This window comes from Actinokineospora lacus (assembly GCF_053813445.1).
In genome coordinates, this window is sequence record NZ_JBQERA010000003.1 from 90,243 (window position 1) to 102,007 (window position 11,765).

Annotated in this window: 14 protein-coding genes; 5 read left to right on the forward strand and 9 right to left on the reverse strand. The window is 72.9% G+C overall.

Annotated elements, in window-relative coordinates; all coding sequences use genetic code 11:
* Window positions 1-77 precede the first annotated feature (77 nt).
* Window positions 78-746 (reverse strand): ferritin-like fold-containing protein, encoded by a 669-nt coding sequence (locus ACTG9Q_RS08550; protein WP_455572113.1) that lies wholly within the window; start codon window positions 744-746, stop codon window positions 78-80.
* A 253-nt stretch (window positions 747-999) separates the two neighbouring features.
* On the opposite strand from ACTG9Q_RS08550, the gene ACTG9Q_RS08555 reads away from it, so the two are divergent.
* From ACTG9Q_RS08555 to ACTG9Q_RS08565, 3 genes are read left to right on the forward strand one after another with little or no spacing between them, the layout of a single operon-like run.
* Complete coding sequence (locus ACTG9Q_RS08555; protein ID WP_455572114.1) at window positions 1,000-2,721, forward strand: DEAD/DEAH box helicase; 1,722 nt, start codon at window positions 1,000-1,002, stop codon at window positions 2,719-2,721.
* 4 nt (window positions 2,722-2,725) lie between these two features.
* Window positions 2,726-4,519: an Rv3212 family protein gene (locus ACTG9Q_RS08560; protein ID WP_455572115.1), complete on the forward strand. Its 1,794-nt coding sequence runs from the start codon at window positions 2,726-2,728 to the stop codon at window positions 4,517-4,519.
* Window positions 4,520-4,553: 34 nt separating this feature from the next.
* A complete protein-coding gene (locus ACTG9Q_RS08565; RefSeq protein WP_455572116.1) occupies window positions 4,554-5,420 on the forward strand; it encodes an alpha/beta fold hydrolase in 867 nt (288 codons plus the stop codon).
* Between the two features lie 12 nt (window positions 5,421-5,432).
* On the opposite strand, the gene ACTG9Q_RS08570 is transcribed toward ACTG9Q_RS08565, so the two are convergent.
* Together ACTG9Q_RS08570 and ACTG9Q_RS08575 are read right to left on the reverse strand one after the other, a co-directional pair.
* Window positions 5,433-5,795 (reverse strand): hypothetical protein, encoded by a 363-nt coding sequence (locus ACTG9Q_RS08570; protein ID WP_455572117.1) that lies wholly within the window; start codon window positions 5,793-5,795, stop codon window positions 5,433-5,435.
* Window positions 5,774-6,580 carry a RecB family exonuclease gene (locus ACTG9Q_RS08575; RefSeq protein ID WP_455572118.1) on the reverse strand — a complete coding sequence of 269 codons (807 nt, stop codon included), beginning with the start codon at window positions 6,578-6,580 and terminating at the stop codon, window positions 5,774-5,776. Before ACTG9Q_RS08575 ends, ACTG9Q_RS08570 begins: the two co-directional genes overlap by 22 nt.
* Window positions 6,581-6,667: 87 nt before the next feature.
* On the opposite strand from ACTG9Q_RS08575, the gene ACTG9Q_RS08580 reads away from it, so the two are divergent.
* The gene (locus ACTG9Q_RS08580; protein WP_455572119.1) at window positions 6,668-7,027 is read left to right on the forward strand and encodes an ArsC/Spx/MgsR family protein; all 360 of its coding nucleotides are present in this window, start codon (window positions 6,668-6,670) and stop codon (window positions 7,025-7,027) included.
* Here the strand turns inward: ACTG9Q_RS08580 and ACTG9Q_RS08585 are convergent.
* The 4 genes from ACTG9Q_RS08585 to ACTG9Q_RS08600 are packed head-to-tail and all read right to left on the reverse strand — an operon-like array spanning window position 7,014 to window position 9,299.
* On the reverse strand, window positions 7,014-7,628 hold the full coding sequence (locus ACTG9Q_RS08585) for a MarC family protein (protein ID WP_455572120.1): 615 nt from the start codon (window positions 7,626-7,628) through the stop codon (window positions 7,014-7,016). The two genes, ACTG9Q_RS08580 and ACTG9Q_RS08585, sit on opposite strands and share 14 nt — an antisense overlap.
* Window positions 7,628-8,491 carry a PHP domain-containing protein gene (locus ACTG9Q_RS08590; RefSeq protein WP_455572121.1) on the reverse strand — a complete coding sequence of 288 codons (864 nt, stop codon included), beginning with the start codon at window positions 8,489-8,491 and terminating at the stop codon, window positions 7,628-7,630. The genes ACTG9Q_RS08585 and ACTG9Q_RS08590 overlap by 1 nt, the downstream gene beginning before the upstream one ends.
* Before the next feature lie 57 nt (window positions 8,492-8,548).
* Complete coding sequence (locus ACTG9Q_RS08595) at window positions 8,549-9,118, reverse strand: PH domain-containing protein (RefSeq protein WP_455572122.1); 570 nt, start codon at window positions 9,116-9,118, stop codon at window positions 8,549-8,551.
* Between the two features lie 19 nt (window positions 9,119-9,137).
* The gene (locus tag ACTG9Q_RS08600) at window positions 9,138-9,299 is read right to left on the reverse strand and encodes a hypothetical protein (protein WP_189208286.1); all 162 of its coding nucleotides are present in this window, start codon (window positions 9,297-9,299) and stop codon (window positions 9,138-9,140) included.
* Between the two features lie 144 nt (window positions 9,300-9,443).
* Between ACTG9Q_RS08600 and ACTG9Q_RS08605 the strand changes: the two genes are divergently transcribed.
* On the forward strand, window positions 9,444-9,866 hold the full coding sequence (locus ACTG9Q_RS08605) for an NUDIX hydrolase (protein WP_455572123.1): 423 nt from the start codon (window positions 9,444-9,446) through the stop codon (window positions 9,864-9,866).
* 6 nt (window positions 9,867-9,872) lie between these two features.
* Here the strand turns inward: ACTG9Q_RS08605 and ACTG9Q_RS08610 are convergent, their stop codons facing one another.
* Both ACTG9Q_RS08610 and ACTG9Q_RS08615 read right to left on the reverse strand, forming a co-directional pair.
* A complete protein-coding gene (locus ACTG9Q_RS08610; protein ID WP_455572124.1) occupies window positions 9,873-10,991 on the reverse strand; it encodes a DUF2332 domain-containing protein in 1,119 nt (372 codons plus the stop codon).
* 40 nt (window positions 10,992-11,031) lie between these two features.
* Window positions 11,032-11,538 (reverse strand): MaoC family dehydratase, encoded by a 507-nt coding sequence (locus ACTG9Q_RS08615; RefSeq protein WP_455572125.1) that lies wholly within the window; start codon window positions 11,536-11,538, stop codon window positions 11,032-11,034.
* Window positions 11,539-11,765: the final 227 nt, after the last annotated feature.

Consider the following 11,765-nt stretch of genomic DNA (forward strand, 5'->3'; position numbering starts at 1 on the left):
AGTTGCCTGGGACGAAGGCTAGTGGAGCGCGGACCCGCGCGGCGGCCAGGGGCGAGCGTGTTCACCCGGCGCGTAATTCAGCCGAGGCCGAGGGTGGTCATCCGCTTGCCGTGGGACTGCTGCAACTTGCGGAACAGCGCGGCGATCCCGGCCAGGTCACCGGTGCCCGCGACGATCAGCTCGGCGAGGCCGTCGCGCTCGGCGACGACGTACTGGGCCTGGGTCAGCGCCTCGCCCAGCAGCCGCCTGCCCCACAGGGCCAGCCGGTCGCGGACGGTGCGGTCGCGCTCGATGGCCCCGAGCACCTCGCGCTCGGCGAAGGCCGAGTGGCCGGTGTCGGCGAGCACCTCGGTCACCAGCGCGGAGGTGTCCCCGTCGAGCCAGGAGCCGATCTCGCGGTAGAAGTCGGCGGCCAGGCCGTCGCCGACGTAGGCCTTGACCAGGGACTCCAGCCAGGAGCGCGGGGCGGTGGACGCGTGCCAGGTGTCGATGTGGCCGATGAACGGGCGGATGGCGTCCTCGACGTCCACACCGTGCCCGGCCAGGTATTTCGCGATGGTCATGTAGTGGCCCATCTCGGCCGCGGCCATCTCCGACAGCGCCGCCCGCCCGGACAACGTCGGCGCGGTCCGCGCGTCCTCGGCCATGCGGTCGAAGGCCGACAGTTCGCCGTAGGCCAGCACACCCAGCAGGTCGACAACACCCGGGGAGAGCGCGGCGCGCCCCCCGACCTCCGCGTTCTCCATGCTGGAAGCGTATCCGGCAGGCCCCACGGGTAGACTCGGCAGGACACCCGACGACGGGGCGCCACGCGACACCACGGCGCCGTCGGGTGGCGAAGACCCCGGAGCACTCCCGCGGCGCAACCGCCGCGGCCCGGGGCGGAGGGTGCGCGCATGCCTCGCAGAGCCCTCCCGCGCAGGCCAGAGTCCGTGGGGGAATTCCGGCAGCGCGGTCGAGCGGCCAGACCAGGGCCGTGCGCGCTGGTACATAGAGAGGTTGATCACCCTGACTAACGACGACACCGGACTCGACCCGGTCACCCTGGAACACAGCGAGGCAGGCGTCCCCGACTCCGACCCCTCGCACCCGCTGCAGGCGGGGGCGCCGGTGCGCTCGGACTCGCCGACGTTCGCCGAACTGGGCGTGCACCCCGAGATCGTGCGCGCGCTTGTCGAGGCGGGCATCGAGCGCACCTTCGCCATCCAGGAGCTGACCCTGCCCCTGGCCCTGGCGGGCGACGACCTGATCGGGCAGGCCCGCACCGGCACCGGCAAGACGCTGGGCTTCGGCGTGCCGCTGCTGCAGCGGGTCGTCTCCCCCGGCGACGGCACCCCGCAGGCGCTGGTCGTGGTGCCGACCCGGGAGCTGTGCCTGCAGGTCACCCACGACATCAAGGACGCGGGCAAGCACCTCGGCGTGCGCGTGCTGGCCATCTACGGCGGCCGCCCCTACGAGCCGCAGATCGCCGCGCTGCGCAAGGGCGTGGACATCGTCATCGGCACCCCGGGCCGCCTGCTCGACCTCGCCGAGCAGCGCCACCTGGTGCTGGGCAAGGTCCGCGGGCTGGTGCTCGACGAGGCCGACGAGATGCTCGACCTGGGCTTCCTGCCCGACATCGAGCGCATCCTGACGATGGTCCCCGACGAGCGCCAGACGATGCTCTTCTCGGCGACCATGCCCGGCCCGATCATCACCCTCGCCCGGACGTTCCTGCACCAGCCCACGCACATCAGGGCCGAGGAGAACGACCAGGGCGCCATCCACGAGCGCACCCGCCAGTTCGTCTACCGGGCGCACTCGATGGACAAGGTCGAGGTGCTGGCCCGCATCCTGCAGGCCGAGGGCCGCGGCCTGACGATGATCTTCACCAGGACCAAGCGCACCGCGCAGAAGGTCGCCGACGACCTCGTCGAGCGCGGTTTCGCCGCGGGCGCGGTGCACGGCGACCTGGGCCAGGGCGCCCGTGAGCAGGCGCTGCGCGCGTTCCGCTCCGGCAAGGTCGACGTGCTGGTCTGCACCGACGTGGCCGCCCGCGGCATCGACGTCGACGACGTCACCCACGTCGTGAACTACCAGTGCCCCGAGGACGAGAAGACCTACGTCCACCGCATCGGCCGCACCGGCCGCGCGGGCAAGACCGGCGTGGCGATCACGATGGTCGACTGGGACGAGGAGGCGCGCTGGAAGATGATCAGCGACGCCCTCGGCCTGAACATGCCCGAGGCGGCGGAGACCTACTCCACCTCCGAGCACCTGTTCGCCGACCTGGACATCCCGGACAAGTCCACCGGCAGGCTCCCGATGGCCCAGCGCACCCGCGCCGGGCTGGACGCCGAGCCGGAGGAGGACCTGGGCGGGCGCAACAAGCGCGGCGGCAGCGACCGCTCCCGGCGCACCACCAGCAGCAGCCGCACCCCCCGCCGCGGCGGACCGGGCGGCGCGGGCGGTCCCGGCGAGCGGGAGACGGCCACCCCCGGCGAGGACTCCGGCGACAGCGCGAGCAGGCCGCGCAGGCGCCGCAGGCGGGCCGGGGCCGACGTCTCGGGCGAGGCCGAGGCGCCGCAGACCACCGACGAGCAGGCCCCCGACAGCGCGGGCGAGCAGGCCAAGCCCGCCCGCAGCCGGACCCGCAGGCGCCGCCGCGCGGGCGACACGGCCGAGGTCGGCGCCGACACGCCGGGGTCGAACACCGGCGAAACACCGGGGTCGGCAGACTGACGGGGTGACCGCACCGGAGCCTCCCGGCTCTGGGGACGCTCCGGCGTCGCCAGGGCCCGCGACCAGTGCCGATGGCGCCGCGGCGCCGTCGGAGCCCACGCAGCGCGACCAGGCGACGCCAGTCGCCCCCCCGGCGACTGGCGAACACCCCCGCGCTGCCGACGGCACCCCAGCTCCCCCGGAAACCGCCCAGCCGGTCCAGCCGGCCCCGTCCGCACAGGGCGACCGGCGCGACCAGGGCAGCCAGGGTGACCAGGGCAACCGGGGCGACCGGGGCGACCAGGGCGACCAGGGCGACCAGGGCGAACCGTCCGCACAGGGCAACCGGCGCGACCAGGGTGACCGGGGCGACCAGGGCGGTCAGACGAGCGGCGGCCGTGACCGGGCGCCCGCGGTGGACGGCTCCGACGCGACGACCCCCACGGGCTTCCCGGCGCCGTACGACGACGGGCTCTCGCCCGCCGTCGGCGGCAACGGCCGGGCCCAGGACTTCCAGACCTGGCCCATCGGCGAGGACGTGCTGGCCGGGCCGCCACCGCCGCCGGTCGAGCCGGTCGAGCGGACCCGCTTCACCCGGCCCCGCGACCTCCTCATCGGCCTCGGCCTCGTCGTGGCCGTGGTCGCCGCGAGCGTGGTCGCGTGGCAGGCCAGCGACATCAGGGCGACCGCGGCGACCCCGCTCGTGGGTCCCGAGCTGACCTCGCCCGCGCCCCCCGACTTCTTCCCCCCGTCCCTGGGCGAGGCGTGGCGCGCCGAGAGCCCGGCCACCCCGGAGCCGGTCGCCACCGGCCCGGTCGTGGTCACCGGGGACGGCGGCGAGGTCAGCGGGCGCGACCCGCAGACCGGCGACGTCCTCTGGAGCTACCGGCGCGACCTGCCGCTGTGCACGGTCACCGGGGCCTGGGAGCGCGCCGTCGCGGTGTACCGCACCGACGGTGAGCTGCTGCCCGGGCACGACCCGCGCGGCGCGGGCGGGTGCAGCGAGGTCACCGCGCTGGCCTCGACCGACGGCACCCGCGCGGCGCAGCGCAACTGGGACGCCGAGGCGGGCGCGGAGCTGATCGACGACGGCACCTACCTCACCGCCTCCGGCACCGAGCTGATCACCACCCTGCGCTCGGACCTCGTGGAGACGATGGAGTACGGCCAAGTCCCCGCGCCGGTCGTGCCCGAGCGCCAGCCGCGCACCGGCTGCGCGTACGACTCGGTGTTCATGAACGCGGGCCGCATCGCGGTCGTCGAGCGGTGCCCCGAGGACGTGGCCGACCGGCTGACGGTCTACAAGGCCACCGGCAAGGACGCCGACCGCCCCGAGGTGCTGACCAGCATCGTGCTGGGCAGCGAAGACGGGCGGGTCGTGGCGATGACCGACCGGTACACCGCGGTCGCGCTGCCCGGCCCCGCGCGGCTGGTCGTCTACGGCGACGACGGCTCGCAGGTGTCGAGCACCCCGCTGGCGGTGCCCGATGCGGACCTGCGCGTGTCCGACGCGGTGGCCGACACCGTGACCGCCACCGGCGCCTACTACTGGTTCAGCGGCTCGCAGACGATCGCGCTGTCGATGGAAGACCTGACGCCCCTGTGGACGGTCAAGGACACCCTCGGGCCGGGCGTGGTCTTCGCCGGGCGGATGCTGGTGCCGGTCGCCGACGGGCTCGCGGTGCTCGACCAGGTCGACGGCTCCCTAGTCGGCACGCTGGCGGTGGACCGCGGCGCCCACACCGGCGTGGTCGTCCTGGCCGCCATCGGACCCATGGTTTTGGAGCAGCGCGGCAACACCTTGGTCGCTCTGCGATAAGACTCACGGGGTCACCCAGGCGCACACTGTTGCTATGTCCGAGGTACCGGTGTATTCGCAACTGACCCCGCACCGCGCCGTCCGCGTCGAGCTGCCGGGCCGCTACGCGGCACTGCGCTCGACCGGGGACGGCCCGGTGGTCCTGCTGGTCCCCGGGTACACCGGGTCCAAGGAGGATTTCGCGCCACTGCTTGACCCGATCGCCGACGCGGGTTATCAGGCACTGGCCATCGACCTGCCCGGGCAGATGGAGACGCCCGGGCCCGACGACGAGACGGCCTACCTGCCCGCGGCGCTGGGCGCGGGCCTGGCCGAGCTGGTGGAGAAGCTGGCCGCCGACGGCAGGCCGGTCCTGCTGCTCGGCCACTCCTTCGGCGGCCTGGTGGCCCGCCGCGCGGTCCTGGCGGGCGCGCCCGTCGCGGGGCTGACGCTGCTGAGCTCCGGGCCCGGCGAGCTGCCGCAGGGCGCCCGCAGGCAGGTGCTGGAGCTGGGCGACCCGCTGCTGCGCCAGCACGGCGTCGAGGCCGCGCAGAAGGCGCAGGAGGTGCTCAACCGCACCAACCCGCGCTGGCAGAGCCTGCCCGAGCCGCTGCGGGAGTTCTACCGCGCCCGGTTCATGCGCAACACCCCGGCGAGCCTGCTGGGCATGGGCCGCGGCCTGCGCACCGAGCCGGACCTGGTCGCCGACCTGTCCCGGCGGCTGCGCAGCACGAGCACCGGCTGCCTGGTGGCCTGCGGCGTCGCCGACGACACCTGGCCGCCCGCGGTGCAGCGGGACATGGCCGACCGGCTGGAGGCCGACTTCGCCGCGATCATGGGCGCGGCGCACTCCCCCGCGGTGGAGACCCCGGAGGCGCTGCTGGACGTCCTGCTGCCGACCTGGTCGACCTGGCTGAACTGACCCGGATTCGGGTCAGGCCCACCAGAAGTACCAGATGGCCAGGCCGCAGGCGATGGCCACGAGCAGCATCGCCAGCGCGGCCTGCGCGCCCCGGGTGCGGTCCGCCTGGCGCTGGGCGATCACCGCGGCGACCGCGGCGGCGAAGTGGCCGAGCAGGACGACGACGCCGGGGCCCGGCACGTCGGGCTGGGTCCAGGCGAAGATCTGCAGGCCGAGCACGGCCAGGGCCAGGCCGCACAGGCCGATGGCGATGGCGCCGGTCAGGTCGCGCCAGATCCCGCCGGGCCGGGTGGCCTGGCGGGGCAGCTCGACGGTGGTCTCCTCGGCGGTGGGCAGGCGTTCGGTGGGGCCGGTCACGTCGACAGCATCGCCCATGGCTCCAGCGGGGGGACAGCGGCCTGCCCGACGGAGCAGCTGCGCCGGAAGTCGCACCAGCCGCACTGGCGGCCCGGCTGGGCGGGGAACAGCACGTCGGGGTCGCCGCCCGCGCGCATGGTGTCGGTGGCCAGCTGGAACTCGTCGGCGCTCTCCTCGGCGCGGCGCAGGTGCCGGGCCAGGGACTCCTCGGTGTGCTCCCAGGCCGAGACCGTGCCGCTGGGCAGGTGGTGCAGCTCGATCTTGGTGCACGGCCTGCGCAGCGTGCGGCGGGCGGCCAGCACGTACAGCGCCAGCGCCTGGGAGCCCCGGGCGTCGTCGGTGGTCAGGGCGTGCCTGCCGGTCTTGTAGTCGACGATGACGACCTCGTCGCCGCGCTGGTCGATGCGGTCGACGCGGCCCTCGGCGACGATCGTGCCCACCGGCGCGGACACCCAGCGCTCCAGCCCGACCGGCTCGTGGGTGACGTCGAGCTCGGTGACGTAATCGCGCACCCAGCCCGCGGCGCGGTCGCGGAAGTCGGCGGCCTGCTCGGCGTTGGCGAAGCCGTCGTCCTTCCAGTGCGTGCGCACCAGTCCCGCGGCCGCCTCCGGCCCCCTGGCCCGCACCGGCAGGTCGAACAGCGCCTTGAGGGCGTTGTGCACCACCGCCCCCAGCGTGCTGTGCGCCCAGGGACCACCACGCGGCGGCGTCGGCCGGTCGAGGTAGGCCATGCGGAAGCGGCGCGGGCAGTCCGCCCACACCCCCAGCCGCGACGGCGTCACCTTGATCAACTTACGCGGCATGCTGTCGAAACCCAGCTGACCATGCACGGCCCACACCGTACGCAGCCCCACCGACACTATCCGCGCCCGCCCTGCACAATCTCGGCCATGGAGATCTGGCACAACCCGCGCTGCTCGAAGTCCCGCTCGGCCAAGGCCGCTCTCGGGGAGGTCGCGCCCGGCCACACCGAGCGCCGCTACCTCGACGACCCGCCCACCGGGGCCGAGCTGGACGACGTGCTGACCAGGCTGGACGCGCAGCCGTGGGACATCACCAGGATGAAGGAGCCCCGCGCCACGGAGCTGGGCCTGGCGGGGCTGCCCCGCGAGCGCGGCGCGTGGATCGCCGTGCTGGCGGCGAACCCGGTGCTGATCGAGCGCCCGATCATCCTCACCGACGACGGGCGCGCCGTCCTCGCGCGCACTCCGGAGGCGATCGAGGAGGCGATCGGCGCTAACCGGAGATGAACCCGCGGACCGAGTCGGCGATCAGCTGCACCGCGATGGCCGCCAGCAGCAGACCGGCGATCTTGGCCAGCAGCGTGATGCCGCTGTCCTTGATGAACCGGATGACCGCACCGGAATAACGCAGGCACAACCACAGGAACACGTGCACGGTGACAATCGCGGCACCGAGCGCCAAATAGGACGATGCCTGCCCGTCGGCCTGGCGCACGAACACGATTGTCGCCGCGATGGCGCCCGGCCCGGCCAGCAACGGCGTGCCCAGCGGCACCAACGCGACGTTGACGTCCTCGGCGATCTCCTGCTCCGTGGAACCGCGGCCGGTCAGCAGGTCCAGCGCGATCAGCAGCAGGAGCAGTCCGCCCGCGCCCTGCAGCGCCGGGATGCCGATTCCGAGATAGCTGAGGATCGCTTCCCCGCCGACGGCGAACAGGCTGATCACCAGGAACGAGACCAGCACGGCCTGGCGGGCCGCGCGCAGCCGCGTCTCCTTGGTCTTGCGCCCGGTCAGGGTGAGGAACACCGGGATCGTGCCGGGCGGGTCCATGATCACCAGCAGGGTGATCGTGGCATTGGCGAACAGCGTGGCGTCGAAGACGCTCATCACGCGCCCACCAGCACGGCCGCGCCGGTGGCCCGCTCGCTGATGGCCTCCAGCATCGCCGGGTCGGTGGTCTCCGCGCCGAGGCCGGTGGTCTTGTTGGTGCCGTGGTAGTCGCTGGACCCGGTGACCAGCAGGCCGTGCTCGTCGGCCAGCGCGCGCAGCCGGGCGCGGGACTCGGCGTCGTGGTCGGGGTGGTCGACCTCCACCCCGTCGAGCCCGGCGGCGGCCATCTCCGAGACCACCTCGGCGGAGACGATCGGCCCGCGCCGGTGGGCGAAGCCGTGGGCCAGCACCGAGACCCCGCCCGCGGCCCTGACCATGGCGATGGCGTCCAGCACGGGGGTCTTGTGGCTGGGCACGTAGTAGTTGTTGCGGCCGTTGAGCAGCTCGGCGAACGCCTCGCTCACCGAGCCCACGACACCCGCCCTCACCAGTGCCTGGGCCAGGTGGGGGCGGCCCGCGGTGGCGTCGGCGGGCAGGCCCGCGAGCAGGGTGTCGGCGTCGACCGGGTAGCCGTCGGCGGCCATCCGCCCGGCCATGACGTGCAGGCGGGCGCGCCGCTCGGCCCGGGTGCGGGCGTGCTCGGCCACCATCGCCTCGGCGGCGGGGTCGAACAGGTAGGCCAGCAGGTGCACGGTGCAGTGCCCGCCGCGGCCGTCGTGGGACACGCAGGTCAGCTCGGCCCCGCGGACCAGGGCCAGGCCCGGCGGCAGGGCGGCGGCGGCCTCGGCCCACCCCGCGGTGGTGTCGTGGTCGGTGATCGCCACGGCGTCCAGCCCGGCCCGCGCGGCGGCGGCCACCAGCCCGGCCGGGCTGTCGGTGCCGTCAGAGGCCGTGGAGTGGCAGTGGAGGTCGATCCGCACGTAGGCCAGTGTGGCCGATGACGCGGGTCACGCCCCACCCGGTCAGGCTTTGCCCGGTCAGGCTTTGCCCGCCGCCTTGCGCTTGCCGCGGGCGATGCGCTGCGCCTTGATCATCGAGAACCGCTCGGCCTGGGCCTTCTTGTCGCCGAAGGTCAGCTCCGAGATGGCGTCGTAGACCTGTTCGGGCCTGGGCAGGTACTCGATGCTGTTCAGCGCCTGGATCTGCCCCGCCGACTCCACGACCAGCGTGCCGTAGCCGAACAGGCGGCCGACCCACGTCCGCTTGAACGTCAGGTCGGTGACCTTGCTGATCGGCATCATCAGCACCCGGATGGTGAACACCCCGGTGGTCATCATGAACCGCTTGTCCGTGACCACGATGCGCTCGACCCACCACTCGATGACCTGGTAGGTGAACCGCAGCAGCACGGCGAGCGCGACGTACCACAGGATGTTCTGCAGCAGCCACATCGACGGCGGCAGCAGGTAGGAGATCATCACGCAGACAGCGAGGAGCGCGACGGCCTCGAACACCTGCCAGGCCAGGAACGCCCAATGCCTGCGCACCCTGATGACCCGGCGCTCGGATTCGAGCAGGTACTCGTCTGGGTCCCGAGGCGCGAACATGGTTCGACGCTACCGCCTGTCAGCTGAAAACAGTACGGACGAAGGTGATGATCGCTTCCGCGCCCTCGCGGAGGGTCGTGATGATGGAGTTGACGATTCCGGCAGACGCGACTGGCTGCGTGACCAAGAAGAAAACCAGCAGCGCGGCCCCGGTCAAGATGAGAACCTTCTTGACGTCCACGGCGATCTACCCCGCTCCCTTACGCACCTCGTTGTGGCGCTGTTGAAAACCGTTGTACCGCACTCTGCTGACGGGCGGGAGTCCAGTCCCCGGGATAGGTCAACGCGGACCGTCACCACCGGGTCCTCACTACGCTGCGTGGTTGTGACTAGTGGCGGGACTGGGCGGATCAGGTGCGTCGGAGCGGTCGTCCACGACGATTCCGGGCGCATTCTGCTCATCCGCCGAGCCCGCCCGCCGGGGGCGGGACAGTGGTCGCTACCTGGGGGAAAGGTGGAACCCGGGGAGTCCGACGCGGCGGCGCTGCGGCGGGAGTTGCGCGAGGAGACCGGCCTCGTCGCGACCGTCGGCGCGTTCGTCGGCCGCGTGGAGCGCCTTGCGCCCTCCGGGGTGTTCGAGATCCACGATTACGCCTGCGCGGTGACGGGCGGTGATCTTCGGGCCGGGGACGATGCCTCGGACGTCCGCTGGGCAGACCTTGCGACGTTCACCACAATGGAAACATCCGGTGAACTCGTGGACGAACTCGCGCAGACCCTGCGCGGGTGGTCCGCGCTGCCCCGTTGAGGCTGATCAGGCCAGCCAGGCCAGCCGCTCGCCGTGCATCGCGGTGCGGGCCAGGGCGGCGGTTTTCGGACGCCCCCGTTCCCATGTCGTGAGACCCAGGACCCCGAAAGTGGCACTCCCGGAATCGCCTGCCAAATCACTCCGATCGGGCAACACCAGAGAGAGCGCGGCCCGGTAGCCCTCGTGGCTTATCCACCACGTGGGACGGCTTCCCGCCAACTCGGCGAGCGCGGCGACGAAATCGGCGCGGCGGTCCTCGGACAGGTACGCCAGCGTGTTGGAGGTCAGGACCACCAGCGCGGTGTCGGCGGGCACGCGCGCGGCCGCGGCGGCCAGGTCGTCGACGGCGTCGCCCCGCACGACCTCGGGCGGGTCCCTGCGGATCAGGCCCACCGCGGTGGTCAGCAGGCGCTGGCGCTCGGGCTGGTCGGCCCACACGCACGCCTCCAGCCACGCGACGGCGTCCTCGTCGTCGAGGTCGACCGGCGCGCGGTCCAGGCCGACCCGGGCGGCCAGGGAGAGCTTCTTGGGCACGGCGGGCAGCACCGCGCCCGGCGCCAGCTGCAGGGCGCAGTGCAGGCCGACCGGGGTCTTGGTCGGGCCCGCGGCGATCTGGCCCGCCTGCTCGGTCTGGTAGCGGTAGGCGTAGCGGTCCAGGCCCAGCAGCAGGCCCGCGCTGCACCCGACCTCCAGCAGCCCGAGCGGCGCCGCGGCGGCCTTGGCGGCCAGCGCCACCGCCGGGTACAGCAGGGCGGCGCGGCGGACCTCGTTGGTCTGCGTGGTGCGGGTGGCCACCAGCGCGCGCACGGCGTCGGCGTGGTCGAGGACGAAGGAGCGGAACAGCGGCCAGGTGCCGCTGTCGAGCCCGTAGGTGCCGCCCATCGAGGGGTAGTAGTTGACCAGCTCGTGGAACGGGTTGGCCTGCAGCACCCGGTGCGCGGCGGCCAGCAGCAGCGTCGGTTGGGCGAACTCGGCGGGCGCCGCGGTCAGCAGGGCGGCGACGTCGGGGTCCTCGGCGCTCTGGCGCGCCAGGTGCTCGTACAGCGGCGACTCACCCGCCGCCTCGCTGTCGGCGAAGACGCGTAGCCGGGACCGGATCTCGTCGAGGGGGTGCGAGGGAGCCACGCCCGGCAACGCTAGTCCACTCGGGCGGGGCCTGGGAGCGCTAGCGGGCCTTGGGTTCCGGCCGCCCCGGCTGCTCGCCGCCGCGGGCCTCGCCATAGGACACCTTGGGGACCATGACCTTGCGGCGGAAGACGCAGACGACGGTGCCGTCCTGCTTGTAGCCGCGGGTCTCCACGTACACGACGCCGCGGTCGTCTTTGGACTTCGACGGGGTCTTGTCCAGCACCTCGGTCTCGCCGTAGACGGTGTCGCCGTGGAAGGTCGGCGCGATGTGGCGCAGTGACTCGACCTCCAGGTTGGCGATGGCCTTGCCGGAGACGTCGGGCACCGACATGCCCAGCAGCAGCGAGTAGACGTAGTTGCCCACCACGACGTTCTTGCCGAAGTCGGTGGTGTTCTCGGCGTAGTTGGCGTCCAGGTGCAGCGGGTGGTGGTTCATGGTGATCAGGCAGAACAGGTGGTCGTCGTACTCCGTCACCGTCTTGCCCGGCCAGTGCTTGTAGACCGCGCCGACCTCGAACTCCTCGTAGTACCGCCCGAACTGCACTGGTCCTCCACTAAGTGACTGGCGAGTAGGTCACTTGTACGGCCCCGCCCGGCCTGCCGCAACACCTGTGTGAGGCAGTCCACCGGCGTGATCGCCACTCCGCCGCACATCCCCTGGCCGGACGCGGGTACCCTTAATCCGTGGCGAGAGCCGGGCTGACGCCCCGCCGCCACCGGCCAGAGGAGGTGAGGACGCATGGGTGAAGGACCTGGTCATGAAAACGCGAC